This is a genomic window from Deltaproteobacteria bacterium (assembly GCA_016218975.1).
Taxonomy (GTDB): domain Bacteria; phylum Desulfobacterota; class Deferrimicrobia; order Deferrimicrobiales; family Deferrimicrobiaceae; genus JAENIX01.
The window spans coordinates 68,056-94,902 of the sequence record JACRCO010000069.1; the positions used below are offsets into that span (position 1 = coordinate 68,056).

General features: G+C 63.4%; 25 protein-coding genes and 1 pseudogene. 20 read left to right on the top strand and 6 right to left on the bottom strand.

Going from position 1 to position 26,847, the window contains the following annotated elements:
• Positions 1-77: 77 nt before the first annotated feature.
• From HY896_09605 to HY896_09640, 8 genes are all read left to right on the top strand, one after another.
• Positions 78-674 carry a hypothetical protein gene (locus HY896_09605; GenBank protein ID MBI5576601.1) on the top strand — a complete coding sequence of 199 codons (597 nt, stop codon included), beginning with the start codon at positions 78-80 and terminating at the stop codon, positions 672-674.
• Positions 671-1,390: a 1-acyl-sn-glycerol-3-phosphate acyltransferase gene (locus HY896_09610; protein ID MBI5576602.1), complete on the top strand. Its 720-nt coding sequence runs from the start codon at positions 671-673 to the stop codon at positions 1,388-1,390. Before HY896_09605 ends, HY896_09610 begins: the two co-directional genes overlap by 4 nt.
• Before the next feature lie 45 nt (positions 1,391-1,435).
• The gene (locus HY896_09615; GenBank protein ID MBI5576603.1) at positions 1,436-3,088 is read left to right on the top strand and encodes a ribonuclease J; all 1,653 of its coding nucleotides are present in this window, start codon (positions 1,436-1,438) and stop codon (positions 3,086-3,088) included.
• A gap of 1 nt (position 3,089) precedes the next feature.
• A complete protein-coding gene (locus HY896_09620) occupies positions 3,090-5,243 on the top strand; it encodes a DNA translocase FtsK (GenBank protein MBI5576604.1) in 2,154 nt (717 codons plus the stop codon).
• Positions 5,244-5,275: 32 nt separating this feature from the next.
• Positions 5,276-5,911 carry an HAD family phosphatase gene (locus HY896_09625; protein MBI5576605.1) on the top strand — a complete coding sequence of 212 codons (636 nt, stop codon included), beginning with the start codon at positions 5,276-5,278 and terminating at the stop codon, positions 5,909-5,911.
• Positions 5,912-5,943: 32 nt separating this feature from the next.
• Positions 5,944-6,618, top strand: a complete 675-nt coding sequence (locus tag HY896_09630) for an outer membrane lipoprotein carrier protein LolA (protein ID MBI5576606.1) — start codon at positions 5,944-5,946, stop codon at positions 6,616-6,618.
• Positions 6,615-7,979, top strand: coding sequence for a 30S ribosomal protein S12 methylthiotransferase RimO (rimO, locus tag HY896_09635; GenBank protein MBI5576607.1), 1,365 nt, complete (start codon positions 6,615-6,617; stop codon positions 7,977-7,979). The genes HY896_09630 and rimO overlap by 4 nt, the downstream gene beginning before the upstream one ends.
• A gap of 85 nt (positions 7,980-8,064) precedes the next feature.
• Positions 8,065-8,463 carry a TraR/DksA family transcriptional regulator gene (locus tag HY896_09640; GenBank protein MBI5576608.1) on the top strand — a complete coding sequence of 133 codons (399 nt, stop codon included), beginning with the start codon at positions 8,065-8,067 and terminating at the stop codon, positions 8,461-8,463.
• Positions 8,464-8,478: 15 nt separating this feature from the next.
• Here the strand turns inward: HY896_09640 and mltG are convergent, their stop codons facing one another.
• Together mltG and ruvX are read right to left on the bottom strand one after the other, a co-directional pair.
• On the bottom strand, positions 8,479-9,477 hold the full coding sequence (gene mltG / locus HY896_09645; protein ID MBI5576609.1) for an endolytic transglycosylase MltG: 999 nt from the start codon (positions 9,475-9,477) through the stop codon (positions 8,479-8,481).
• Positions 9,478-9,483: 6 nt separating this feature from the next.
• Complete coding sequence (gene ruvX, locus HY896_09650) at positions 9,484-9,915, bottom strand: Holliday junction resolvase RuvX (protein ID MBI5576610.1); 432 nt, start codon at positions 9,913-9,915, stop codon at positions 9,484-9,486.
• Positions 9,916-10,204: 289 nt separating this feature from the next.
• Between ruvX and HY896_09655 the strand changes: the two genes are divergently transcribed.
• Both HY896_09655 and HY896_09660 read left to right on the top strand, forming a co-directional pair.
• Complete coding sequence (locus HY896_09655; GenBank protein MBI5576611.1) at positions 10,205-11,188, top strand: P1 family peptidase; 984 nt, start codon at positions 10,205-10,207, stop codon at positions 11,186-11,188.
• Complete coding sequence (locus HY896_09660) at positions 11,181-11,768, top strand: HEAT repeat domain-containing protein (protein ID MBI5576612.1); 588 nt, start codon at positions 11,181-11,183, stop codon at positions 11,766-11,768. The genes HY896_09655 and HY896_09660 overlap by 8 nt, the downstream gene beginning before the upstream one ends.
• Before the next feature lie 19 nt (positions 11,769-11,787).
• Here the strand turns inward: HY896_09660 and HY896_09665 are convergent, their stop codons facing one another.
• Together HY896_09665 and HY896_09670 are read right to left on the bottom strand one after the other, a co-directional pair.
• Entirely contained in the window at positions 11,788-13,179 is a 1,392-nt protein-coding gene (locus HY896_09665; protein MBI5576613.1) for an HD domain-containing protein, read from the bottom strand.
• Between the two features lie 12 nt (positions 13,180-13,191).
• A complete protein-coding gene (locus HY896_09670) occupies positions 13,192-14,742 on the bottom strand; it encodes a HEAT repeat domain-containing protein (protein MBI5576614.1) in 1,551 nt (516 codons plus the stop codon).
• Between the two features lie 86 nt (positions 14,743-14,828).
• On the opposite strand from HY896_09670, the gene HY896_09675 reads away from it, so the two are divergent.
• From HY896_09675 to alaS, 7 genes and pseudogenes are all read left to right on the top strand, one after another.
• A complete protein-coding gene (locus HY896_09675; protein ID MBI5576615.1) occupies positions 14,829-15,305 on the top strand; it encodes a phosphatidylglycerophosphatase A in 477 nt (158 codons plus the stop codon).
• Positions 15,306-15,310: 5 nt separating this feature from the next.
• Positions 15,311-15,796 carry a nicotinamide-nucleotide amidohydrolase family protein gene (locus tag HY896_09680; protein MBI5576616.1) on the top strand — a complete coding sequence of 162 codons (486 nt, stop codon included), beginning with the start codon at positions 15,311-15,313 and terminating at the stop codon, positions 15,794-15,796.
• On the top strand, positions 15,793-16,350 hold the full coding sequence (gene thpR / locus HY896_09685; protein MBI5576617.1) for an RNA 2',3'-cyclic phosphodiesterase: 558 nt from the start codon (positions 15,793-15,795) through the stop codon (positions 16,348-16,350). The genes HY896_09680 and thpR overlap by 4 nt, the downstream gene beginning before the upstream one ends.
• Before the next feature lie 36 nt (positions 16,351-16,386).
• A complete protein-coding gene (gene recA, locus HY896_09690; GenBank protein MBI5576618.1) occupies positions 16,387-17,418 on the top strand; it encodes a recombinase RecA in 1,032 nt (343 codons plus the stop codon).
• A pseudogene (locus tag HY896_09695) lies at positions 17,419-18,522 on the top strand (type IV pilus twitching motility protein PilT).
• Between the two features lie 103 nt (positions 18,523-18,625).
• Positions 18,626-19,048: a regulatory protein RecX gene (locus HY896_09700; protein ID MBI5576619.1), complete on the top strand. Its 423-nt coding sequence runs from the start codon at positions 18,626-18,628 to the stop codon at positions 19,046-19,048.
• 4 nt (positions 19,049-19,052) lie between these two features.
• Complete coding sequence (alaS, locus tag HY896_09705) at positions 19,053-21,686, top strand: alanine--tRNA ligase (GenBank protein ID MBI5576620.1); 2,634 nt, start codon at positions 19,053-19,055, stop codon at positions 21,684-21,686.
• Between the two features lie 309 nt (positions 21,687-21,995).
• Here the strand turns inward: alaS and HY896_09710 are convergent, their stop codons facing one another.
• Together HY896_09710 and bamD are read right to left on the bottom strand one after the other, a co-directional pair.
• Positions 21,996-22,712, bottom strand: coding sequence for a tetratricopeptide repeat protein (locus HY896_09710; GenBank protein MBI5576621.1), 717 nt, complete (start codon positions 22,710-22,712; stop codon positions 21,996-21,998).
• Complete coding sequence (gene bamD, locus HY896_09715) at positions 22,709-23,437, bottom strand: outer membrane protein assembly factor BamD (protein MBI5576622.1); 729 nt, start codon at positions 23,435-23,437, stop codon at positions 22,709-22,711. The genes HY896_09710 and bamD overlap by 4 nt, the downstream gene beginning before the upstream one ends.
• 118 nt (positions 23,438-23,555) lie before the next feature.
• Between bamD and HY896_09720 the strand changes: the two genes are divergently transcribed.
• From HY896_09720 to HY896_09730, 3 genes are read left to right on the top strand one after another with little or no spacing between them, the layout of a single operon-like run.
• A complete protein-coding gene (locus HY896_09720) occupies positions 23,556-24,314 on the top strand; it encodes a glucose 1-dehydrogenase (protein ID MBI5576623.1) in 759 nt (252 codons plus the stop codon).
• Positions 24,315-24,351: 37 nt separating this feature from the next.
• The gene (locus HY896_09725) at positions 24,352-26,040 is read left to right on the top strand and encodes a hypothetical protein (protein MBI5576624.1); all 1,689 of its coding nucleotides are present in this window, start codon (positions 24,352-24,354) and stop codon (positions 26,038-26,040) included.
• Positions 26,037-26,675 carry a response regulator transcription factor gene (locus HY896_09730; GenBank protein ID MBI5576625.1) on the top strand — a complete coding sequence of 213 codons (639 nt, stop codon included), beginning with the start codon at positions 26,037-26,039 and terminating at the stop codon, positions 26,673-26,675. The genes HY896_09725 and HY896_09730 overlap by 4 nt, the downstream gene beginning before the upstream one ends.
• The last annotated feature ends 172 nt before the right edge of the window (positions 26,676-26,847 follow it).

A 26,847-nucleotide genomic window follows, 5' to 3' on the forward strand; every position in this document is an offset into this window, starting at 1 on the left:
TTGATCATTATCGCCGAAAGAAGGGGTGAACTTGCCCGATTTTTTGGAATGGTTCTTGAATCGCATGCGGGAATCCAATGGCGGAGGAAATCCCGGTGGGAAAATCGCCCGGCCGCGACGGAAGGCCGCTGGAAGCAACGGAGGAGGAATCGCTCTTCCGCATGGCGTTCCCCGAGGATTGGCAGGGGATGCGGGCCGCCGCGCGCGGAGAGCCGCACGCCGGAGATTCCCGCAAGGCGAAGTGGGAAGCGTCGGTGGAGATCGTCCGCCGGGCCCTCTCGGCCCCGCGCTCCTTTCCGGAGCCGTTCCGGACCGCGGCCGACGCCTTCGACCGGTATCGCTACCTTCTGTCCGATTACCCTGTCGAGGTCTTCCTGGCCGTTCTCCTGGACGTCAAGAACCGCCGTATCGATGACGTACGCGTTTCGACGGGAATCCTGAACGGCAGCCTGATCCACCCGCGGGAGGTGTTCGCCCCCGCTGTGCGGGAGCGTGCCGCGTCGGTGCTGCTGGTCCATAACCATCCGAGCGGAGATCCATCGCCGAGCGCCGAGGACAGGGAAGCCACCCGGCGCCTTCGCTCCGCGGGCGGAATCGTGGGAATCGCCGTGCTCGACCATGTAATAATAGGGGACGGCTCGTTCTACAGCTTCCGCGAGGAAGGAGACTGGTGATCCGGGGAATCCTCACGTCCGTCGCGATTCTGATGCACACCCTCGTCGGTTCCCTGCTCATCTATATTTGCGGGGCCGTCGCGCGCTCGGAGCGGGGTTGTTCACGCCTCATGGACTGGTGGGGAAGATGGTTCGTCCGGCTCGGAGGTTGGAGCGTGCACGCGGAAGGGATCGACCTCCTGCCCGAGGGCGGGGCGATCCTCGTATCGAATCACCAGAGCCTCGTGGACATCCCTCTGCTCATCACCGCGCTGAACCGCGGTGTCGGGTTCCTGTCGAAACGCGAATTGGGCAGGATCCCTCTCTTCGGGAAGGCGATGGCGTACGGCGGAAACCTGTTCATCGACCGGGACGACCCCCGGGACGCGCTGCACCTTATGCGGGACGCGGTCAGGCGCATCAGGGAAGGAAAACCCGTCGTGATCTTTCCGGAAGGAACCCGCAGCGAGGACGGCACGATCGGCGAATTCAAACCCGGCGCATTCTACCTGGCCCAGAAGGCCGGCGTACCCGTGGTGCCCGTGTTCATAGACGGGGGACGTCGCGCGCTTCCCAAGGGCTCCCTCCTTTTTCGTCCGGCAGGGCTGGTCGTGCGCGTCCTTCCTCCGCTTCCGCCGGAGGCTGGATCCACCTTTTCCCGGCAGGAGATCGCCTTCGAGGCGAGGCGCAGGATCCTCGCCGCGGCCGCCGTTGAGGAACGCGGCGCCGCATTGTGATATTTTTATGGTTATTTTTGCGGTGAATTTCAGGGAGAGGTGAGGATGCCGCTTCGCGTCGTGCCCCTGGGCGGGCTCGGGGAGATCGGTCTGAATTCCATGCTGTTCGACGACGGCGGGTCGGCGGTTCTTGTCGACGCGGGCCTGATGTTCCCCGACGACACGATGCTGGGCATCGATTTCGTCATCCCGGATTTCGGATTCCTGCGTGAATCGGCGTCGCGGCTTTCCGGCCTTCTCCTCACGCACGGCCACGAGGACCACATAGGAGCGGTCGCCTTTTTCCTGAAGGAGTTCGACGTTCCGGTATACGGGACCGCGCTGACGCTCGGGCTCCTGAAACACCGCCTCACCGAATACGGATCGAACGGATCGGCGCGCCTGGTGGAAATCGGCCGGTCGGAGCGGTTCCGGGCCGGGAGCTTCGACGTCGAGGCGTTTCCCGTCTGCCACAGCATCCCGGACGGAGTCGGCTACATCCTGCGCTGCGGGGAAGGGGTTTTCGTGCACACCGGGGATTTCAAGATCGACTCCCGCCCGCCCGACGGCGTGCCTACCGCGATAGACCGCCTTGCGCGGCTGGCTTCCGAGGAGAGCGTCACAGCGCTTTTCTCCGATTCCACGAACGTGGAACGGGAGGGGCACACGCTTTCGGAGTCGTTCGTGGAGGAGGCGCTGTCCGATATCTTCGACGTGGCGCGAGGCCGTGTCATCGTCGCGATGTTCTCCTCGAACATCCATCGCATCCAGGGGGTTCTTACAGCCGCCGCCCGCAACGGACGCCGGGTTGCGCTCTGCGGAAAAAGCATGGTGCGCAACGTAGCCACTGCGCTCGATCTCGGATACATGACGCTGCCGCGGCCGGATATCCTCCTTCCCATCGAGGATGCGGAGACGCTTCCCGACCGCAGCGTGGCCGTGCTGACGACCGGCAGCCAGGGGGAGCCACGGTCGGCTCTTACCCTCATGGCGCTGGGAGAGCACAAGCATTTCCGTATCCGGGAAGGGGATACCGCGGTGCTCTCCTCCAAGTTCATCCCCGGCAACGAGAGGGCGATCGCGAGCGTCATGAACCATCTTTATCTCGCCGGCGCCGAGGTGCTGCACGAGAGGATTTCCGAAGTCCACGTGTCGGGGCACGCAAGCCGCGAAGAGCTGAAGGTCATGATCGAAACGGTGCGGCCGAAATGCTTCGTGCCGGTCCACGGGGACCCCCGCTTCCTCTTCAGGCATCGGAACCTCGCGCGGGAGTCGGGGGTCCCGCATGCATTCGTGGCGCAGAACGGGGACATCCTGGAATTCACCGGCGGGGAGGTATCACTCGCGGGGAAGCAGGCCGTCGGGCGCTTCTTCGTGGACGGGAAGGGGATGGGGGACGTGGAGAGCTTCGTCCTCAAGGACCGTTACAAGATTTCCCAGGTCGGCGTGGTGATCGTTGTGCTCGCCATTTCCTCCGCAACGGGGGAGATCCTGTACGGCCCGGACATCGTGACCCGCGGAGTCGTGACCGAGGACGGCTCCGAGGCCAGCATCGAAGAGGCCCGCGAGATCGTTATGAACGCCTGGGAGGAGACGGGTGTCGAAGCGAGGAAGGATCTCTCTGAGGTCCAGACCGATCTCAGGCGGGCGCTGCGGCGCTATTTCAACAAGCGGCTCGAGCGGAAACCGGTGATCCTTCCGGTCGTGATGGAACTGTAACATGGGGGACAAGATCCGGCGGGACGCTCTGGCTATCCTGTTCCTGGCTCTCGGGGTTCTGCTCACCGTGGCGCTGGTATCGTTCCACCAGGTGGATCCGTCCCTTTCCGCATGGAGCTCAGGCGGCGGGGGCATCAGGAATTGGGGCGGGTGGATCGGCGCGATTCTCGCCGACCTGCTGCTTCAGCTATTCGGCATCGGAGCCGCAGGCTTTCCGCTTCTCTGTCTGGCGCTGGCCTACTGGACGTTCAGGGGCGAGGGAATCTCCGGGAAGTGGGGGCGCGCGGCAGGGGGGCTGATCGCCGTCTGTTCGCTTCTGGGCGTCTTGAGTTTCTTCACCGGGCACATACGCATATTAGAGCAGGACATCTTCCTGCCCGGGATCGTGGGGTATCTGATCGGCGTCAATTTCTTCGGCAAATTGCTGAATCCGGTGGGAGGGCTGATCTGCCTTTCCGCGCTGCTTCTCTTCTCGGTGATGCTGTTCACCGGCATGCCCCTTTCGGGGATGCCCGACCTGTGGAGGAAGAAGAAGGGACCCGAACGGGTGCGGGCCATGGTCAAGGAGAAACTGCTCACCGCGGAAGAACCGGAACCGGAAATGCCGCCGGAATCGTCACGGAGCAGGGAGCAGGAACTTCCACCGCGGATCGTCGCCTCGTCGCCGGCGCCTGCCGATCCCGGCCGGGCTTTTCGGGCGGCCGGAAAGGAATTCACGCTTCCGCCGCTCGAACTCCTGGAGCCGTCCCCGGCCGGCGGAAACGGCGCGGACGAGGAGACGCTGCAGAGGAACGCCCGGGCACTCATCGAAAAGCTCGCGCAGTTCGAGATCGACGGCACCATCACCGAGATCCGGACCGGCCCGCTCGTCACCACATACGAGTTCCGGCCCGCTCCCGGCATCAAGGCTAACCGGGTGGTGGCGATGGCCGACGACCTCGCGCTCGCGATGCAGTGCGAGTCGGTTCGCGTCGTCCCCAACATCCCGGGGAAGGGCGTGATGGGATTCGAAATCCCCAACGAGGGGCGCGACCGTATCCTTCTCAGGGAGATCCTCGGCAGCCGGGCGTACGCGGAAGCGGACGCGGTGCTTTCGCTCGCTCTCGGGAAGGACATCTTCGGCGAGCCGGTCGTCCGCGACCTTTCCAGGATGCCGCACCTGCTGATCGCAGGTGCGACCGGCTCCGGCAAAAGCGTCGCGCTGCACACCATGATACTGTCGATTCTCTTCCGGGCGACGCCCGAAGAAGTGCGTTTCATTATGGTGGACCCGAAAATGCTGGAGCTCACTCCGTACGAAGGCATACCCCACCTGCATCACAGCGTCATAACCCAGCCGAAGGAAGCGGGCCGGGTGCTGAAGTGGGCGGTGGGGGAGATGACGGGCCGCTACCAGCTCATGCAGGAAAACGGAGTCCGGCACATCGACGCCTACAACCAGCTCGTCGAGAAGCGGTCCCGCTCCGCGTTCCGGCCGAAGTCGAAGAACGGAGAGGGGGAGGAGCTCGCCCGGCTTCCCTACATCGTCATCGTGATCGACGAGCTGGCGGACCTCGTCATGACGACCGCCTCGCGGAGGGAGGTCGAGGACACCATCACCCGTCTGACGCAGATGGCTCGGGCGGCCGGCATCCACCTCATCTTCGCCACGCAGCGTCCCTCCGTGGACGTTCTCACGGGGGTTATAAAGGCGAACTTCCCTGCGCGGATCTCCTTCAAGGTGGCGTCGCAGTACGACTCGCGGACCATCCTGGAGCAGTCCGGCGCAGAGACGCTCCTTGGATTCGGGGACATGCTCTTCCTCCAGCCGGGCGTGGGGGGGATACTGCGCCTCCACGGTCCTTACGTGAGCGAAGGGGAGATCCAGCGGGTCGTGGAGCACCTTCGCGCCCAGGGGGCGCCCGTGTTCGAGCCGTCCATCGCCGTCCAGGCGCCCGACGAGGAAGAGCCCGATCCCTCCCGCGACCCGAAGTTCGACGATGCGGTGGAAGTGGTCGTGGCGGCCGGGCGAGCGTCCGTGTCGCTGCTTCAGCGCAGGCTTCAAATTGGGTTCAACCGTGCCGCCCGCATCATAGAGGAGATGGAGCGGCAGCGGATCGTCGGTCCCTCCGAGGGAGGGAAGCCCCGAGAAGTTTATGTTGCGCGCAAGGATTGACCCGGAGAGTCTAAAGGAATGAGGAGAAGCGCATGGCGATCCGGGCGGTGATCTTCGATTTCGGGAACGTGATCTGCGCGTTCGACAACGACGTATTCCTGCGGGCGCTTTTGCCCTGCTCGGGATTGGGGCTCGACGCGCTCAAAGAGGCGATCTACGGCTCGGATCTCCCGCGGAAATACGAATCCGGACGGATATCTTCCGGCGAGTTCTATCGCGAGGCTGCGCAACGGGGGAGCCTGTCCGTATCGATGGAAGAATTTTTCCGGGCCTTCAACGGTATCTTCACCCCTATCCCTTCGACGTCCGCACTCATCAGGGAGCTGAAAAAACGGTACAAGGTCGGGCTCCTGTCGAACACCAACGAATGGCATTACGAGCATTACTTCAAGAACGTGGAAGTCTTTCCGCTGTTCGACTCGGTGACCCTTTCCTTCGAAGTGAAGGAGATGAAACCGGGAGGGAGGATATACAGGGACGCAATCGAAAAGCTGGGCGCAAGGCCGGAAGAGTGCGTATTCATCGACGACATCGAGGACTACGCCGAGGGTGCGCGGCGCGAGGGGATGAAGGGGATCCGCTACGTGTCTCCCGAGTCCCTTCTGGATTCGTTGCGGGCGCTCGGTGTCACGACCGGCTTCCGGGACGCTTCTGGTGTAAACTTGTAATTTAAAGTCCTGTTGCAGGAACAGGGGGTTCGGTGTCGGCATATCGGGGATTGCGGGTCGCGGTCGCGGCCCTCTTTATTTTTCTGGGCGGTACCGCGTCGGCCCCGGGCGCCGGGGATGACCCCGGCGAAGCGCTGATTCGAAAGGTCGCGCGTAAATACGCGGCATCGAAGACGTTCTCCGCCAGGTTCCGCCAGGAGATCCCGTTGCAGAACCTGGGGATCGTGCGAAAGGCGTCCGGGCAGGTCTACTTCGAGCGGCCGCTGAAGATGCGGTGGGATTACCATGGGAAGGACGCGCAGATCTTCCTTGCCGACGGGGAGTACTTGTATTTCCGTCCCGCCGATTCGCCGCAGGTGTTCCGGCGCAAGCTGGACGAGAAGTCGCTGGGGGGGAGGGTTCCTCTCCTGTTGCTCTTCGGAAAGGGCGAGATCACCGATCTCTTCCGGGTGGAGCAGGCGGTTCCGAGGAAGGGGGGCGAGGAAACAGCTCTGCGGCTCGCGCCGCGCGGAGACGGCGCGCCCGAGGTCCGGCGGATAGACCTCGTTGTGGGAAACGGGGATTTCCTGGTCCGGGAGATACACATTTACGACCGGATGGGCGGGGGGAACCACCTTTTCCTTGACGGGACGCAGCTCGACCCGTCGCTTCCCCCGCGCCTGTTCAGGTTCCAGCGGCCGGCGGGAATGGAGGTCGTCGACGGATGAGTCATGGAAGGGCCCCGACGGTGCGCATCCTGACTCTCGGCTGCGCAAAGAACACGGTGGACAGCGAGGTAATGACCGGACTCCTTGTCGAGGATGGTTGCCGTGTCGTCTCCGGAGGCCGCGCCGACGTGGCCGTCGTAAACACCTGCGGGTTCATCCGCGACGCAAAGGAGGAGTCGATCGAGGAAATCCTTTCCCTCGCTCGCGCCAAGGAGAAGGGGCGGATTCGCCGGCTGGTCGTGGCAGGCTGCATGGCTACGCGTTACCGTAACGACCTGCCGGAACTGCTGCCGGAGGTGGATTTGTTCATCGGCCCAGGCGATCTCCCTGCGCTTCCGGGCCTGCTCAGGAAACTGATGGATGGAGACGTTCCGCGGACGCGGATCGAAGGGGGCGCGCTTCCCGACGAGTCGTATGCGAGCCGCGTTCCGGCGAATGGCGGCGCATCGGCCTTCCTGAAGATACTGGAGGGGTGCGGCAACCGCTGCTCGTATTGCACGATCCCGGCGATACGGGGGCCGCTCCGGAGCAGGTCGAAGGAGTCCGTCATGGCAGAAGCCGGGATGCTGTTGAAAAGGGGAGTGCGCGAGATCAACCTTATAGGGCAGGACATCACATCGTACGGTGCGGACCGCGGCGAGAAGGGGGCGCTGGCGAAGCTTGTCCGGGATATCTGCCGGTTGCGCCGCGTACGATGGGTGCGTCTCCTTTACCTGTACCCGTCACGTATCGACGACACGCTTATCGACCTGCTGGCGACGGAGAGCAAGGTCTGCCGGTACCTCGACGTGCCCGTCCAGCATATCGACGCGGGCATCCTTTCCCGTATGGGCAGGACCTACGGCCCGGAGGACGCCGCAAGGCTCGTCGCCCGCCTGCGGGAACGCGTGCCGGGCATCTTCCTGAGAACATCCCTGATCGTGGGATTTCCGGGAGAGACCGCGTCCGCGTTCGAGCGGCTGCTCCGGTTCGTCCACGAGACCCGCTGGGACTATCTTGGCGTTTTTCCGTATTCGCGGGAGGAGGGGACGCCCGCCTTTTCGATGCCCCGGCAGGTTCCGGAACGGGAAAAGCGGGAGAGGGCGCGCCTCATCCAGGACATGCAGGCGGATCTCCTGGCCGCGGGGAACGCGGCGCGGAAAGGTATGGAAGTCGAGGTCCTGGTCGAAAAGACTCTTTCCGGGGGGCGTGCCGTCGGCCGCCACCGCGGACAGGCGCCTGAGGTCGACGGAAACGTTCTTCTATACGGCTACGCAGGAGAGGCGGGAGGGTTTTGCCGGGCTGAAATCACCGGGGCGCGGGAGTGGGACCTGATCGCAAAACCCGTTGACACCGGCGCATCTCCGGTTATACTAACGTAATTTTTTCGTTGCCATGGATGGCGACGTGCCGCGAAGGCCAGGGAGGGCCGGGAGCGGCCACACCGTTTCTGGGGGGTTGCGACGCATGAAATCGCTTAAGGACATGTTATTCCACATGCGCGAGGACCTGGTGCGGGACATCGCGCGGCGGTCCAGGACCACCACCGAGGGAACCACGCCGGACATCGGCGACATCCTGGATTCGGTGTCGGAAGAGCGGACGCGCGAGCTGGACATGATCCTTACCGACCGGGAGAAGAAAAAGCTTCTGCAGATCGACGACGCGATCGACCGGATCGAGGAGGGCACTTACGGACTCTGCGAAGAGTGCGGCGTGAAGATTCCCAAGGGCCGCCTGAAGGTCATGCTCTTCGCCAAGTACTGCGTGGAGTGCCAGGAAAAGCTCGAGCGGGAAGAAAAGTACATGCGGGATGAAATGGATGAAGGGTTGAAGAAAGCGCCGGCTGGAGAAGTCGAGGAATAACGGCGGCCCGAAGGTTTATTCCGCGGATTTATCCCTCCTGTAGGAAGCCACACCCCTGTTGTGCTCCTGCAATGTCTTCGAAAACCTGTGGGAGCCGTCGTTGCGCGAAACGAAGTACAGGTATTCCGCGTCGGCGGGGAAAAGCGCCGCCCGGATGGCGGAAATTCCCGGGTTGGCGATAGGCCCGGGGGGAAGGCCCCGGTTCAGGTAGGAATTGTACGGCGACGGGGTTTGAAGGTCCTTTTTCGTGAGTTCGTCGCCGAACCGTTTCAACCCGTAGATCACCGTTGGATCCATCTGAAGGGGCATTCCACGCGCCATGCGGTTCCGTATCACCGCGGACACCAGGGGTTTTTCCGATTCGACGCCCGTTTCCTTTTCGATGATCGAGGCGATCGTAACGATTTCGAGCAGGGAGAATCCCATGTCCCGCGCCCGTCCTTCCCACTCCGCCGGAAGCCTTCTGCGGAACAGCTTCACCATAGATTCGAGGATATCCTCGGCGGTCATCGACTTGTCGAGCTGATATGTATCCGGGAAGAGAAACCCTTCCGCGGTCGCACCGGGAATCCCAAGCCGGCGCAGGACCGCGCGGGATGATGCGATCTCGATGAATTTGACCGTTTCGGCGAGCTCCTGCCCGCCCAGGATCTCCGCGATATCGTAGATGTTCGACCCCTCGGGGATCGTCACCTCGTAGCGGTTTATCTCCCCGCGATACAGCTTCCGCCAGACTTCGAATACATTCGGCGGTTCCTCGAAAGAGTATTCGCCGAATTTGATTTTCCTGCCTGTCCCTGTCGCCGTAACGAGCAAACGGAAAACGAGGGGATGCTGAAGGATGCCCTTCTCCGAAAGGAGACGCGCTATTTCGGCGGAAGAACTTCCGCGTGGAACCAGCGCCTCGGGCGAATGCCAATTCTTCGAAGGGGGGGTGTCCATCAAGAGGAATGCGAAGACGGTGACGGCCGCCATTACAGGTACGAGGAAGAGCTTCAGGCGCTGCGAAACCACAGGGGCCTATTTCCGGTTCCGGGCGTCCAGCGCGGATTGCAGAAGCAGCGCGGCGGCGAGGCTGTCGCGGACCTCTTTCCTCTTTTCCCTGCGCACTCCGGCGTCTATCAGGTAACGCTCCGCCTGGACCGTCGTCAGGCGCTCGTCCCACGGCACCACCGGAACGCCGAGGCGCTCCCGCACCTTCTCCCCGAACGACCTGGCCCGGGCCGCCTGGGTCCCTTCCGTGCCGTCGGCGTGCATCGGCAGGCCGATCACGACGGTCTCGACGCCGTATTCCGCCGCCGTCTTCGCTATGGCTTCGATGTCCTTCCGGTCCCCTTCCCTGCGAATCGCCGGGAGCTGCAGAGCGATTATGCCGAGCGGATCGGAAACGGCCACGCCGATGCGGCGGCTGCCGAAGTCGAGCGCAAGTACCTTTCCGCGGATCGTCTCCATACGATAATCTCCTCCGGAGAGTGTACGTTCGCCCGCCTCGAACCGTCAACCATCGGACCGGTCCCGAGGGATGCGTTTCGGAATAGACCGGGCAACGAGAGGGTCGATGCGCCGGTCCTGCGAGGCACCCTACTGAAGCGTACCCGCCGAGTACGGTGAAGGAGGGTAACGAAGCAGGAACGGATGCAGCGGCCCTCGAATGCCGGTATCTGAGGAAATGTATCCCTTGGGACCGGCGATTGACGAACCCGCCACCCTCCGGTATGACTATACGAATTGCGGAGGGAGGATGCCGGGAGCGATCACCGACGTGGCCGGAATCCTGCTGGGACACGCGCACGATGCGAGGCGCGGCTCCGGGGTGACGGTATTGAGGTTTCCGGGCGGAGCCGCCGGGGCGGCGGACATCCGGGGGGAGGCCGCCGGGACCCGCCAGATGGATTCCCTGCTGCGTTCCCACCCGGCGTCGCGGATGCACGCGCTGGTTTTCGCGGGAGGGAGCGCCTTCGGGCTCGATGCGGCATCGGGCGTCATGCGTTTCCTGGAGGAAGCCGGAGAGGGATTTCCGACCCCTGCGGGTGTGGTTCCCATCGTCCCTACCGCCGTGATATTCGACCTCGGGTTCGGCGATCCCTCATTCCGGCCAACCCCGGAGATGGGATACACGGCGGCTTCCGCGGCGGCGGCGTCGCCGCCGGAACGAGGCTCGGTCGGAGCGGGCGCGGGCGCGACGGTGGGGAAAATCCTGGGCATAGGCCGCGCGATGAAGGGCGGGTTCGGCACGGCCTGCGAGGAGGGCGGCGGCGTGCGCGTGGGGGCATGCGCGGTCGTGAACGCTTTCGGGGACGTGGTGGACCCGGACACCGGGGAATGGATAGCCGGCGCAAGGAGCGAAGACGGGCTGGGTCCCGCCGGGACCGAGCGGATGTTCCGGGCGGGATTCCGCAGGGAGCCTTTCGCGCCCGGGAACACGACGCTCGGGGTCGTCGCCACGGCGGACCGATTCTCAAGGGACGAGCTCGCGGCAATCGCCCGGATGGCGCAGGGCGCCTTGATGCGCGCCATTCGCCCGATCCACACTCCCATGGACGGGGATCTGGTCGTGGCCCTTTCCACCGGGCATTCCGGCCGGAATGGAAACGTGATGCAGGCCGCCGTCCTCGGTGCGCGCGCGCTGGAGAGGGCGATCGTCGACGGCGTGCTGAGCGCAAGCGGCACGCCTGACATCCCTTCGGCCAATGAATTGCGGGAAAAGGGGGGAAGGCGTGATTGACCGGATCGAGGAAACCCTTCGTAAAATGGCTCAATCGGACCCTTCGCAGCCCGTCAGGGAGGCCGCATCCTCCTCCCTGGACCGGCTCAGGGCGAAACGCTCGGTGGATTCCTGCCTGCAGGTTCTCCGGACCGGCGCCCTGGCGGAACGGATGCGGATAGTCCACTCCGCCGAGGACATCGGCGGAAGGGAAGGGGTGACGCTCCTCCTGGCGGCCCTTTCCGATACGGAGGCCGAAGTGCGGGGCGCCGCAGCCCGCGCGCTCGCTTTTTCTCCCACGGTACCGGTACTCAAGGCCCTTGCGGATAGGCTTCAGAAGGAACAGGGGGTCGTGCTGGGAAACATTCTGGAGACGCTCGGGAAATCCCGCCGGAAGGAGCTGGCGCCCGTCATCGGGAGATACCTGGCCCATCCCGATCCGTTCGTATGCGGCAAGGCGGTGCAGGCGTACGCGCTTCTGGCGGAAAAGGAGGATTGGGAGAAGATCCTTCTCCTCACGGGCTCGGAGAACGAAACGGTGCGGGCCGCCGCTGCGGCCGCACTGTCGGAATGGAGCGCGGCGGATAGCCCGGGCGCCTGACCAAGGTGAGAAATGCGGATTAAGCAGGAGTCAGCGTTATGGCGAGGGCTCCGGCGGCCGCTGCGGAGTACAGGTTGGGGTTTACCGTTCCCACGATCGATCGCCGCGGGCCACCGGCCGTTCCTTCCGGGTATCCAAGGTCCACCTGCTCCGGGTCGGGAAGCGCTCGGCCGTCCGGATCGAGCAGCAACAGGATCTTCGGCGGATCCTCGCCGCCTTCCCCCTGCCCGACGACCAGTCCGATCTCCATGGTGTTCAGCCTGACCATCGTACCGATGGGGTAGATTCCCATCGTCTTCGCGAACGCCTCCACTATGAATGGGTCCAGCGATTTCCCCGCGAGTTTCATCATGATCTCCAGCGACTGGGCGGGGTAGCGCGCCTTCTGGTAAGACCGCATCGTCGTCAGGGCGTCATAGCAGTCGGCGACGGGGATGATATTGGAGTGCGCGTGCGTTTTATAGCCCGGTTCCGGAGGCGGATATCCGCTTCGGTCGAACCGCATGTGGTGTTCGAGGACGAGGTAGGCCGAATCGGGGCGTATGTTCGACATCTTTCCCAGCAGCGTGAACCCTTCCCGGGGATGTTTCTTTATCTCCTCGAACTCCTCCACGGTAAGCGTGCTGGGCTTCCGGATGAGATCGAGGGCGAGCTGCGTTTTTCCGATGTCGTGGAGGAGTCCCGCGACGCCCACGTCGATCTTTTCCTGCGACGGGAGGCGAACCACGTCGGCCAGCGCGAGGGAAATGACGGCGACGTTGACCGAATGGTTGTAGGTGTACTCGTCGTAGTTCTTGATGAGCGTGAGCGCCAGCATCGCGTCCCGGTTCCGCGCGAGCATGCTGCTGATATCCCGGGTGACGCGCTCCGATTCCGCACCCGACGGGACCCGCCCCAGCCGCACGTCCCGCATGACCGAGGACACGACCGAAACCGCGTTGGTGTAGATCTCGTTGGCGATCTCCCTGTCGTCCTTGTCGCTTTCATCGACCGGTTTGAACCTGACGTGCTCGACCCCCGCCTGCGTCAGGAGATTCTGTAGTTCACCCGCTGAAAGCCCCACCTCCTTCAAATCGTTCAGGAAACGGACGAAGTTCTCCAGGTCCTCCTGCGTCAGCTCCTTCTCGAATATGATCGCCGGGGCTCCGATCCGCGTGAGCTTCGCCACGAAGGACTCGAGAGGAGACGTCAGGTTGAAGATCGGAACACCCTCGAACACCAGGGTGCCGTCCGAGATGGCCAGCGCCAGTTCGGAGCGTTCGGCGAAAAATACGCGCAGTTCCTTGAAGACCTTCTCCACCGGTGTTCGCACAAGCGGGTGCGAAGCCGGATAAAGCTTCCGGTTCTTAAGGGACGTTCCGAGCGACCTGATGAGGCCGGCGATCAACTGTTCCTGGTCGCGCCGTTCCATGGGACGTTTCCGCTACCCTTTCCTGACGAGACGTTCCGCTTCCATCCGGAGATACGGCTCGGGGGAGCGCAAGGCGTTCTGTAGCGCTTCGCTCGCCCGGCCCCCGCTTATTTTTGAGATGCTCTTCAAGGCGTGGATTTTCATGATCCGGAATTTTTGCGTCTCCCAGACCGCCTTGGTCCGAAGGATCTCCTCAAGCGCCGTGACAGCCTCGTCGGTCCCGATCGCCCGCAGCGAATCGATCGCTTCATGGGCCAGCCGGTAGGCGGGATAAAGGAACCTGCGGTGCACGACGCGCCGGTATAGAACCAGGACGGCTTCCGGTTCCTTCTTCGACGCCATCGCACCGGTGGCCGTGAGAGCGACGGTTTCCTCCGGGAAGAAGCACAGGTCTCCGAGCGAGTTGACCGAGGATGGGTGCGGAAGCTTCGACAGCGCCTTGATCGCCTCCTTTTTCACCCGGAGGTCCGGGTGGGTGAGGACTGTGGCGACGTGGGGCGCGAGGTCGGGCAGACCGAGGCTTCCGAGGATCGTCACCATGTTGCGGACCATGAACCACCTGGCGTCGCCCAGGTTCTCGAGGATGGCGGGAACCGCGGGCCTGCCGATCCGCGCGATGATTTCCACGATCGATTTCCGGATCAGGAGGTCCTCTTCATCCGCGAGCGTCCGCAGCAGAGGCTTGACTGCCCGATCGTCGAAGGCCGCGAGGATCGTTTCCACCTCCTTGTTCCCCCTGCCGCCCTTCTCGCGGAGGAGATAGACATAGTGGGAAATCAACTCCTCCGAGGCCATCTCCTTTATCCCGAGGCGGGCCAGCTTGGCTATCTCCTCGTTCTGCATGGGAGGGCGGTCGATGTGGTTGGCGAAGATCTTCAGCGCCCGGGTGGCGTATTCGATCTTCCGGTCCATCCGCTCGTAGTAGAGAGCCCTCGAAATGGCGATGAGATAGTCGCGGTATTCCGCGGGGTCCGTTTCCTTTTCGATCAACGTAAGGAGGTCGTCCAGCGTCAATTCCTCCGGAAGGATGTTCTGAAGGGCGGACGACTGGTCGTCTTCGTCCAGCGGCGCTTCTCCTTCGGCCGGGACCTCCTCCTTTTCCTTCTTGAGCATTTCCGTCAGCCCCTCGTAATCCACCCGGTTCACCCAGATCCGCGATATCTTTTCCCGCAGCAGCACCCGCTCCATGCCGCCCTCGTCCTGGATACGGTCGATGTCGCGCCCGAGGATCTTCAGGAAAGCCACGATCTCCGCCGGTTTCAGATCGGGCAGGAAGATGACCTTGCTTGCCCTGCGGAAGTACAGCTCGCGGTTCAGGTCCGTGACCGATTTGTTCGTTGCGGGGAGCGGCGTGTCGTTGAACAGGAGGGCGTTCTTGGTGACGTCGATCTCGAGGCCCGCCTCCGGCAGAGGTATCTCTTCGAAAAGGGAGATGATCCTGGAAACGGCCTGGATCAACGCCGGATGGCCGTCGGGGTAGAATGAAACGCTCTTCATCCCCTTGGAAAGCTCGGTGACGGCCCGGGTTATTTTCGGTACAAAATCGGCGTCAAGCTCGGGCATCGGCGTTCGGGTCTCCGCGCGGACCGGAAAAGACGTTTTATTCATTCCGCGGTCCTATATATGCATGTAAAATTGATAACCTACTTATGTCTATCTTACAAGATAATCGTTTCCGGGGGAAACTTGCCTGGCGTGCCGCTGCCTCCGGGCTGGGGCTCGGTTATCTGCCCCTCTGCCCCGGCACCTTCGGATCGCTGCTGGCCCTTCCGCTTTGGTATGTCGGCTGCGGATCCTGGGAGGCGCACATCGGGATTCTCGCGGCCGTGCTGCTGCTTTCATTTCCGGCTGCCGCCGTGGAGATAAGGGAAACGGGCAGCAAGGATCCGCCTTCCGTAGTGATCGACGAAGTCGCGGGTATGCTGCTGGCGGCCACGGGAATTCCCTGGGGGTGGAAGCCGGCGATTCTCCTGTTCCTGCTCTTCCGGTTCTTCGATATCGTGAAGTTCGGGCCCGCCGCGTGGGCGAACGCGCGGGAAGGAGCGGCTTACGTAGTGGCCGACGATCTTGCGGCCGGGGTATATGCGCATATCGCATATCGGGGGATCGCGTGGCTGACAGGCTGACAAGGATGCTGGCGAAACGGGTTGGAGAGGCGCTTGGGCGGCCCGGATACACTCTGGCTGCCGCCGAATCCTGCACCGGGGGCTTGTTTTCCGCCGCGGTCACGGACATCCCCGGGAGCTCAGCCTATTTTCCGGGAGGATTCGTCGCGTACTCCAACGCTTCCAAAACAAGGGACCTGGGAGTGTCGAAATCGCTGATCGAATCGGCGGGAGCCGTCAGCGAGAACGTGGCCCTGGCCATGGCGGAAGGCGTGAAACGGCGGTTTCGTTCGGCAGTCGCCGTGGGGATCACGGGGATCGCGGGGCCCGGGGGCGGGACGCCGGAGAAGCCTGTCGGAACCGTGTGCCTCGGCATTTCCGCGGGGAAGGTCCGACGGTCGTACCGCCGGAGGTTTTCCGGGGGCCGTCAAACGGTCCGGCGGAAAACCGTTGCATGGGCGTTCGAAGAACTACTGGCCGTCCTGCAGGAGATCCGGGAAGGGGGAAAATGAGGGTCTTCATCGGAATCGGGCTTCCTCAAAATTGCCGCCGTGCGATCGCGGAGGCGATTTCACCCTTACGCGGGAAGCGAACGCCGATCTCATGGACGCAGGAGGATAACCTTCATGTTACGCTGAAATTCCTCGGAGAAACACCCCCGGAGCGTATCGAGGATATCGGTTTGCTTCTCGACGGGGCGGCGGCCGGAATCCCTCCGTTCGAACTGGCGGTCGAGGAAGCGGGAGGGTTTCCCGGCCTTCGAACGCCGCGCGTGCTATGGGTCGGAATCCGGGAACCGCTTGAATTGGTCGGTAAGTTGCATGAGAATATTGAAAATGCGCTTTCCGCCGCGGGTTTTCCGCGCGAGGAAAGGCGGTTCCACCCGCACGTTACGGTCGGCCGCGCCCGGGACCGGCTCCCCGAGGGTTGGGGAGAGCAATACGCGAAAGCCCTGTCCGGAAAACGGTTCGGCGTCGTCGGCGTGAATTCGTTCCAGTTGTACGAGAGCCGGCTTTCCCCAGGAGGAGCGGTATACCGCGTCCTGCGCGATGTGCCGTTGTCTTAAGCGACCTGCGAGCAAGGGATGAGAGGAGAAAAAGAAATGAGCCAGGATGCAAACCGCAGGAAGGCGCTCGACATGGCGCTTTCGGCGATCGAGAAGAATTACGGGAAGGGCGCGATCATGAGGCTCGGGGCCGACATCCCGGCGAAGGATATCCCCATTATTCCGACGGGGGCGCTCTCCCTCGATGTGGCGCTGGGAATCGGCGGCATCCCGCGTGGAAGGGTCACCGAGATCTTCGGGCCGGAGTCATCCGGGAAGACCACGCTCGCGCTGCACATCGTCGCCGAAGCCCAGAGGCAGGGGGGGATCGCCGGATTCATCGATGCAGAGCATGCGCTGGATCTGTCGTATGCGAGGAAGCTGGGGCTGAACACCGAGGACCTGCTTATCTCGCAGCCGGACACGGGAGAGCAGGCGCTCGAAATCGCCGAGATGCTGGTGCGCAGCGGGGCGCTCGACGTCCTGGTGGTCGATTCCGTTGCGGCGCTGGTGCCCAAGGCCGAGATCGAAGGGGAGATGGGGGACGCGCACATGGGGCTGCAGGCGCGCCTCATGTCCCAGGCGCTCCGCAAGCTCACCGCGACGATCAGCAAGTCGCAGACGGCAGTCATCTTCATCAACCAGATCCGGATGAAGATCGGAGTGATGTTCGGCAACCCCGAGACGACGACCGGTGGTAACGCGCTGAAGTTCTACTCTTCCGTCCGGATGGACATCCGGCGCTTGACGCAGATAAAGAAGGACGACGAGGTCACGGGGAGCCGCACCCGCGTGAAGGTGGTGAAGAACAAGCTGGCGCCGCCGTTCAGGGAGGCCGAATTCGACATCCTGTACGGGGAAGGGATCTCGAAGGAAGGGGACCTGCTGGACGTCGGGACCGAGCTGGGCCTTGTCGAGAAGAGCGGGGCCTGGTATTCCCTCGACGGGGAGAGGATCGGGCAGGGTAGGGAGAACGCCAGGGGTTTTCTCAAGGAGCACCGGGAAGTCGCCATCGAACTGCGGAAGAAGATCCTGGCGCACTACGGCATAGGGGAAGCCGGCCGCGCCGGGCAGGAAGGAGCGAAATAGTTGGAGCTTACGGAGATCCTCAAGGCCGCGCTGCACCACGGGGCCTCCGATGTCCATCTGAAGGCCGGGCTGCTCCCGGTCCTGCGGATAAACGGCAGGCTCGTGCCGCTGAAGGTGGAGGAATCCCTCCGGCCGGAGGACCTTGTCGCCATGAGCGCCTTGATTCTCGGAGAGGAACAGCAGCGGCGGTTCGAACGGACCCACGAGATGGACTGCGCCTACAGCGTATCCGGACTGGGACGTTTCCGCGTCAATATTTTCATCCAGCGCGGAACGATCGGTATGGTGTTCCGCGTCGTCCCCGTCGGGGTCCAGTCCTTCGAGGAGCTGCACCTCCCGAAGGTGCTGGAGAAGGTCGCGCTGGAGAACAGGGGGCTTATCCTCTGCACCGGGACGACGGGCTGCGGGAAGTCTACGACGCTGGCCGCCATCATCGAGCACATCAACTCCCACCGGAGCTGCCACGTCATCACGATCGAGGATCCAATAGAGTTCCTGTTGCGCGACCGGAAGAGCATCATCAACCAGCGGGAGCTGGGTGTGGACACGGTGTCGTTTTCCGCAGCGCTCCGCAGCGCCCTGCGGCAGGACCCCGACGTGATCCTTGTGGGCGAGATGCGCGACCTCGAGACGATGGAGACGGCCATAATGGCAGCCGAGACGGGCCACCTCGTCCTTTCGACGCTGCACACGCTCGACGCCGCAGAGACGATCAACCGTATCGTCGGCTCGTTTCCTCCCTACCAGCAGAAGCAGGTAAGGAACCAGCTCGCCGTGATCCTGCGCGCGGTCATCTCCCAGCGGCTGGTTCCGCGCGCCGACGGAAAGGGGCGTGTCCCCGCCATCGAAGCCATGATAAACACCGCTCGCGTCCGGGAGTACATCGAGGACAAGGACAAGACGAGGAAGATACGGGAGGCGATCCTGCAGGGCTATGTAAGTTACGGGATGCAGACATTCGACCAGTCCCTCATGTCATTGTACAAGGACGGGTTGATCACGCTCGATGAAGCGCTGCGGCAGGCCTCGAACCCCGACGACTTCGCGCTCCGCGTCCGCGGCATCTCCTCGACTTCGGATCTGAGCTGGGAGGATTTTGACAAGTCCCCGCCTCAGCCGAACAAGCCGGAGCCGCAGCGCGCCGGGGGCGGCCCCGTCCCCCGGCGGCGCCATGGATGCGGCCATGCGGATGCTCGCCCGGCGGGCCTTGAGCGAGGAGGAGATCCGCGGCAAGCTGGAGAAGAAGGGGTATCCCGGGGGCGAGGCGGAAAGCGTTGTAGCACGATTGCGGGAGCTCGGCCTGGCGGACGACTCGGGGCTTTGCGGGCGGTTGGCGGCCCAATACCGGGAGACTCGAGGCTACGGTCCGGCGAAGATCGCATGGACATTGAAGAGGCGGGGTTTCCCGCGGGACCTGGTCGAAGAGACCGTGCGCCGGAGTTTCCCGGGGGAAGACGAGCTGGAGGCTGCAGCCGCCGCCCTGCGGAAGAAGTTCCGCGGCGTGCCGCCCCCGGGCCGTGAAGGGGCCGTCCGGGCGTACCGCTTCCTCGCAGGACGCGGGTTTTCCCCCGGCGTCTGCCGGATGGCGGCGGGGAGATGGATGAAAGATTTCCTGGAAGGAGAGGACTAAACCTGTGACGACCGGAGCCGATCTTCGCGCCGCATTCCTTTCCTATTTCGAGCGGAACGGACACAGGGTCCTTCCCGGGTCCTCGCTGGTCCCGGGGAACGATCCCACCCTGCTGTTCACGAACGCCGGGATGGTGCAGTTCAAGGACAACTTCCTCGGGATGGGCCCCCCCGACCTGAAACGGGCCGCCACGTCCCAGCGCTGCCTGCGCGTCAGCGGGAAGCACAACGACCTCGAGAACGTCGGCTACACGGCGCGCCACCATACGCTTTTCGAAATGCTGGGGAACTTCTCCTTCGGGGACTACTTCAAGACCGACGCCATCTTCTTCGGATGGGATTTCCTTACACGCGAGGCGGGGCTCGACGGAACGCGGATGACGGTTTCCGTCTTCCGGGAGGACGACGAGGCGTACGACATCTGGCACGGGAAAATGGGGATCCCGGCGTCACGGATCGTACGGTTCGACGAAAAGGACAATTTCTGGGCGATGGGACCGACGGGGCCGTGCGGCCCGTGCTCCGAAATAATCTACGATCAGGGCGAGGGGATCGGCTGCGGCCGCCCCTCCTGCGCGGTGGGCTGCGACTGCGACCGGTTCCTCGAGATCTGGAACCTCGTGTTCATGCAGTTCAACCAGGACGAGAACGGTACGAAGACGCCGCTGCCGAAGCCGAGCATCGACACGGGTATGGGTCTTGAACGGCTGGCTGCGGTGTCTCAGGGGGTGAAAAGCAATTACGACACCGACCTGTTCCGGCCGATTCTTGCCGAAATCTCCGCCTTAAGCGAGGTTCCTCCCGGTAAATCGAGGGAGACCGACGCCGCGATGCGCGTGATAGCCGACCATGCCCGGGCGACGGCGTTTCTCATCGCGGACGGCATACTGCCTTCCAACGAAGGGCGCGGCTACGTGCTTCGCAGGATCATGCGGCGAGCGCTGCGGCACGGCAAGAAACTCGGGTTCGACGGGCCATTCCTCCATCGCGTGGCCGCCTCCGTGGTGAAGGAGTTTTCGCAGGCGTATCCCGAGCTGGGAAAGAGCGCCTCGTTCATCGATACCGTATCGCTGAACGAGGAGAAGCGGTTCCTGGAGACGCTCGACGCGGGGCTCCGGATGGTGGAGGAGGAGTTCGCGCGCATCGGGAAGGCGGGACGCGCCGTCTTCGCGGGAAGTGTAGCGTTCAAGTTGTACGACACCTACGGTTTTCCCGCGGACCTGACGGCTGACCTCTGCCGGGAGCGGGGCGTCACGCTCGACACTGAAGGGTTCGAAACGGAGATGGAGAAGCAGCGGGCCCAGTCCCGGACTTCATGGAAGGGTGGAGAGGCCGCCGCGTCGGATGCCGCCGCGTCGTACCTCGCGGGGACGGGGAACAGAGTGGAGTTCGTCGGATACGAACGCCTGGAGGCCGCCGCGAAAGTTACGGCCCTGTTCCGCGGAGGAGAGCGGGTCGCCAAGGCCATGGCCGGGGAGGAGATCGACCTGGTGACCGATGTGACGCCCTTCTACGGAGAATCGGGAGGGCAGGCCGGGGATGTAGGCATCGGGGCTGGAAGGGGGTTCCGCCTGCAGGTAACTTCGACCCGCAAGCCCGCCGCCGACATCGTCGTCCACCGCGCGAAGGTGACTGAGGGGACGGTCGGCGAGGGAGTGGCCGTGGACCTCGAGGTCGAGGCGGGGAGCCGCAGGCAAACGCAGTCGAACCACACGGCGACGCACCTGCTGCAGGCGGGGCTCCGCAAGGTGCTGGGCTCGCACATCCGGCAGGCCGGCTCTTACGTGGGTCCCGACAAGCTCCGGTTCGACTTCACCCATTTCGAGGCGGTTTCCGCGGAAGCGCTGGGCAAGGTGGAGGAGTTCGTCAACGAGGCCGTCTTCGCCGCCACGCCGGTCCGTTGGGATTACCTGCCGTACGACCAGGCGATCGCCGCCGGCGCCATGGCCTTCTTCGGCGAAAAGTACGGCGATACCGTGCGGATGGTGAGCGTGCCGGGAGTGAGCCGCGAGCTGTGCGGGGGAACCCACGTCGGGAACACCGCGGAGATCGGGCTCTTCCGCGTAGTATCCGAAGGCGCCCTCGCCGCGGGCGTGCGCCGCATCGAGGCGGTCACCGGAATGGAGGCGCTGCGCTCTCTGAGGGAGGAGGCGGAGCTACTTCACGTGATCGCGAGGGACCTCAAGGTTTCCGCCGCGGACACGCCGGAGCGCGTGCGCAAGCTCTTCGCGCAGATAAAGACGCTCGAGAAGGAGTTGCAGGAATCGCGGCGCAGGGCCTCCAGGGACCTCGTCGGAGAGGTCATGGGCAAGGCGACGCAGGCGGGCGGCGTGACCGTCCTCGCCGCGGAGGTCGAGCCCATGGACGCCGCCTCGCTGCGTGAGCTGGCCGACCGCGTGAAGGCGAAGATGAAAAGCGGGATCCTGCTCCTGGGCAGCGTGCAGGAGGGCAGGTGCCATCTCATAGCGGGGGTGACCGCGGACCTGACCGCTACATATTCCGCGAACGACATCGTCAAGAAGGCGGCGGCATTCGTCGGCGGCGGAGGGGGCGGTCGCAAGGATATGGCGCAGGCCGGCGGGGCGAAAACCGGCGGGCTCCCGGAGGCGCTCTCGACGCTCGCGGCCTGGGTCAAATAACCCCGCGCTGCTTGCCGGGTTCGATACGCCCAACAGGATATCGAATGATGCAGGGGCCCCGCCGGAGTCGGACGCCTCCCCGCGCGTACGCTTGGCGGACGTCCCTGTCCGCCTGCGCTGCGGCTGGCTCCTCGTTCTCGCCCTCCCTGGCTTCACTCGGAGCGCACGCTCGCGCGGTGAGGCATCCGATCTCCGGCGTCCCTGAATAACAGTGCACTCCGTTTCTGCGGCGGCACCCGCAGTCGTTATTCAGCAGGTTGCATTACGGAAATATTGTTGGAGTGCAGCAGGATATTTTTCTGGGGGTCCTTAGGGAGCGGCGATTTCGCGGTCGAGGGTGTTGAGGTATAGCTGGACGAGTTTATTCGTCGGGTCCTTGTAAATGGCCTCTTCCCACGCCTGGCGGGCCTCGGTCTTCTTCCCCGTGAGGTATAGCAGTATGCCCTTCTGGATCATCGCCTGGATGCTGCCGGGGTGGGCGGCGAGGACCCTCCGCACTTCCTCAAGTCCGTCCGCCGGACGCCCCGCCTCACGCAGCGCCACCGCCATACGTATGCGCAGGTCGGGATATTCGGGGGCGACGGTGAGGGCCTGCCGGTATTCCCTGATGGCGTCATCGTACTGCTTGAGCGCGAGGTAGAGCTGGCCCAGCTCGGCGTGGAGATTGGCGATCTTCCCCCGGAACATGTTCCCTTTCGCCGAATCTCCGGACCGCGCGGTAGATGCGCTTGCCCGATGGTAGACGATCCTGGCTTCTTCATATCGCCCCATGTCGTTCAGCGAAATGGAGAGCGAGAGAAGGGCCTCGGTGTAATCCGGGTTGAGTTCGATCGCCTTCTCGAAATGCTCGACGCCCTGGTGCAGCTTCCCCCACTGGTGGTAGATAAGGCCGAGTATATAGTGGATGTCCGCGTAATTCGCCCCGCCCTCTATCGCTTCGCGTAGCAGCTTCTCGGCGCGGGAGAAATCCTTCTCCTCGTAGGCGCGCTTTCCGATGGTCGTCAGCGTCGCAAGGTCGCGGCTCACGGCTTCTTCTTCCCCCGGGAGGGGAACTTCTCCTCCAAGGTCTTCCGGAGTTGCGCCGCCTCCTCCTTTTTCCCCTGTTTCTCCAGGGACTCGGCAAGAGAGGACAAAATGAACGGCGCTGCGGCGGTCTCCGGGTACTCGGAAAGGGCTCGCCGCGCGCGCACTTCCGCGCTTTCGTATTTCTTTCGGCTAAGGTAGTGGTCCACAATGCGCAATTCGTGCACGGCCAGCCGGTTCCTGAGCTCGATGATCCGGGCGGCGGCTTTTGCCGCGTAGGGTCCCGACGGGCTCTTCTCCCTGGACAGCGTCAGGGACTTGACCGCTTCCCCCGTCTTGCTCTGGTCCCTGCCGGGATCCGGGGCCTGCCGCGCCAGGAGCTCCCCCTTTCTGTACAACGCATAGGCGACGTTGTCGCTTGCGGGGTAAAGACGCAGGAAATCGTCGAACGCGACCTCCGCTTCGAGGTCGTCCTTGTTTTCCATCCTGGAGTCGGCAAGTCCGATCTGGGCTTTCGCCGCCAGCGGGGAGTTGGGGAACCGGTCCAGGAGTACCTGGTAGGCTTCGACGGCGTCCTTGTATTTTTTCGCCGCCTGTTTCTGGTGTCCACGTGCGTAAAGGTCCTGCGCGGTGAGTCCCGTTTGCCTGGCGAGCTTTTCGGAGCATGCGGGAATGAGAAAAATCAGCGAAAGTAACCCGAGGACGGGAAAGACACGCATCCTGAACATGGGGGGAAACGGTAGTATAGCCAGCGGAAATTGTCAATGTTACCCTGCTTCGGGGGGACGCTCCTCGCGATATAAGGCGCTAAGATCAGGAATGTCCCCCGGACAGGAGGTTTCTTTCATGAGAGGGAAGGTCGCGGTGGTCACCGGGGGATCGCGAGGAATCGGTTTCGCCATCGCTCAACGGTTTTTAAGGGAAGGGACTCACGTGGCGGTCGCGGATATCCACGACCAGACGGCGGACCATCTTCGCCTTGTCGGGCAGAAGGCCGGATCCCGCCTGCTGTTCCTCGAGGCGGACGTGGGGCGAATGGACCAGATGCAGGAAGTCGGTAAGCGAACGGTACGTGAGTTGGGCGAAATCGATATCTGGGTGAACAACGCCGGATGGGATCGCATCATGCCGTTCCTATCCACCGTCCAGGAGGATTGGGCCAGGGTGGTGGAGGTGAACCTCATGGGGGTCGTGCACGGGACGCGCGTGGCGCTGGATGCCATGGTAGCCCGGAAGGAAGGCGGCGCCGTCGTCAACATCGCGTCGGACGCCGGCCGGGTAGGCAGTTCGGGCGAGGCAGTATACTCCGCCGCCAAAGGGGGGGTGATCGCCTTCACGAAAGCGATCGCGAGGGAGGTGGCCCAGCACGGGATCAGGGTCAACTGCGTATGCCCCGGGCCGACGGACACGCCGCTCCTCGCCGAGAACTTCGGGACGGAAGAGGGGAGCAGGATCATCGAGGCCATCAAGCGGGGGATACCTTTCCGGCGGCTCGGGAAGCCCGAAGAGATCGCGGCTGCGGTGCGTTTCCTGGCTTCCAGGGAGGCCTCCTACATAACGGGACAGGTGTTGAGCGTCAACGGCGGGCTCAACATGGTCGGGTGACCAAGAGCAGAAGCATGGCAAGAATTGCGGGCTTAAAGTGAGGCTCCGCATCATCCTCGTCGTCCTGTCGCTGCTGTCCTTTCTCTCGGTGTCCGCGGCTGGATACATCTATTATTCTTCCCTGAACGAATCCGCCGTCAGGGAGGCGGAGAAGGAAATCGCCCTCCAGGCCGAGCGAACCGGCGGCAGTCTCTCGTCCTTCCTTTCGGAGAACCTGAAGACCGTCAAGGCGCTCGCCGGGATGAAGGAACTCGGACGCGCCCTGGTCGGCGGCGGGCGCGGAAACCTGGATGGAGCCAATTCCGTCCTCGATCATTTCCGGGACGCGCTGAAAGTGGACGTATGCTACCTGATGGACCGCAACGGGGACACCGTCGCATCGAGCAACCGGCTGGCGGCAGACAGTTTCGTAGGAAGGAATTTTTCTTTCCGGCCGTACTGGCATCAGGCGATCCGCGGAAACCCGGCCTCTTACCTGGCGCTGGGAGTGGCTTCGAACGTTCGCGGCGTCTACTCCAGCCATCCCGTCTATCGAGAGACGGGGGGTGCTCCGGTCGGCGTGGTCGTGATAAAGGCCCCGATCGAAAGGATCGAGGAGGAGTTCCGCAGGGAATTCGAAGGCATCGTCCTGCTTGCAGACCCCCACGGCATCGTCTTCTCCTCCAACCGCAAGGACTGGCTCTACCGGTCCCTGCGCAGGATTTCCGGCGAGGAAGCCGGAGATATAGCCCGCACGCAGCAATTCGGTCCGGGCCCATGGGAGTGGATCGGCATGGATATGGGCGAGGGGAACACGGCGATCGACAACACCGGGGGGAAATACCTCGCCTACCGGATGACGCTCGAAGATTACCCGGGATGGAGCGTCATCTACCTGCGCAGCATGGCCGACATCACGAAAAAGATTTCGGCCCCCCTGGTGCGCGCCACCGTTCCCATCACAGTGACGCTGTGTCTGCTTATCGGGATGTCGGTCTTTTTCATCTATAAGGGTGCGAGCGAAGACATCGTCCGGCGGATAGAAGCGGAGGAAGCCCTCCGGGAGGCCAGGAAAGCCCAGGACCAGGTAAGGCGTCTTTCGGACAGCATCCTCGCAAGCCAGGAGCGGGAGCGGGCCGCGGTTTCCCGGGAGCTTCACGACGGGCTCGGACAGGTGCTGACCGCCCTGCACCTCGATACCGTCTGGCTGCGGGAACGCCTCAAGGAGGCGGATGCGGGCGCCTCCGGGAGGGCGCAGGAGATGTGCGGTCTGATCGACATGGCGATCGACGAGGTTCGGGGCATGGCCACGCGGCTGCGCCCCGGGGTCCTCGACAACCTGGGGCTTGTCGACGCTCTCGACTGGTACGTAAGCGACTTCGGAAAACGCACCGGGGTCGCCAGCGCTTTCCGCCACTTCGGCGTTCCGATGGCGGAAGACAGGATCGCCACGTCCGTATACCGGATCGTCCAGGAGGCGCTGACCAACGTAATCCGCCATTCCGGCGCTTCGAGGGTGGATGTCTTCCTCAAGGGGGAAAGCGGAATCCTGACGCTGTCCGTGGAGGACAACGGGAAGGGGTTCTATCTCCGCGACCTGTCCGATTCCGTGGGTCTGGGCGTGGTCGGCATGCGCGAGCGGGCGGAGCTGATCGGAGGGACGCTGGAAATCCGGTCGGAACCGGGAGGGGGCACGGTGGTTTTCATGAAGGTGCCGGCAGTCGTGAAGAGCGAGGTCTCCGCGTGATCCGGGTTCTGCTGGCAGACGACCACAGCGTCGTCCGTGACGGATTGCGCCGGCTTGTCGACGGGGCGGGAGACATGACGGTCGTCGCGGAAGCCGCAGACGGACGCGAAGCCATCCGGAAGGCCCGCGAGACTTCCCCTGATGTCGCCGTCGTGGATATATCGATGCCCGGACTGGACGGTCTGGAGGTCGTCCGAAGGCTGATCGCGGAGCGCCCGAAGCTTCCCGTGCTGGTCCTCACGATGCACGAGGAAGAGCAATACGTTGTCCGTGCGATAGGCGCGGGCGCGAAAGGATACATAACGAAGCGTTCGGCGGCCGAGCAGCTTCTGCAGGCGATCCGGAAGGTCCACGCCGGAGGGCGCTACTTGAGCGAATCCGCCTCCGAGGCTCTTGCCGAGCGCATGGCCAAGGGCGGCGAGGCAGGTTCGCTGCTCGATATCCTGTCGGACCGGGAGATACAGGTGCTCCGCGGACTGGCGATGGGCAGGAGCAACAGGGAAATCGCCGAGGCGTATGACATCAGCATCAAAACCGTCGATACGTACAGGTTCCGGCTTCTGAACAAGCTCAACCTGAGAAACAACGTGGAGTTGACGCGTTTCGCGATCAGGAAAGGGATCGTGGAATTGTAACGCCGTAGACAAGAATGCCGCGCCGTAAGAAAATTTCTTACGATATTATCAAAACAGGCCTGATTTCATCGCGTGTTACCATTGTTGTATATTTCATGCTATCGCTTATCCCTGCCCGGGCATCCAGGATCTCTTCCGCAAAGTTGATAGCGGTGCGGGAACTGGGATATAT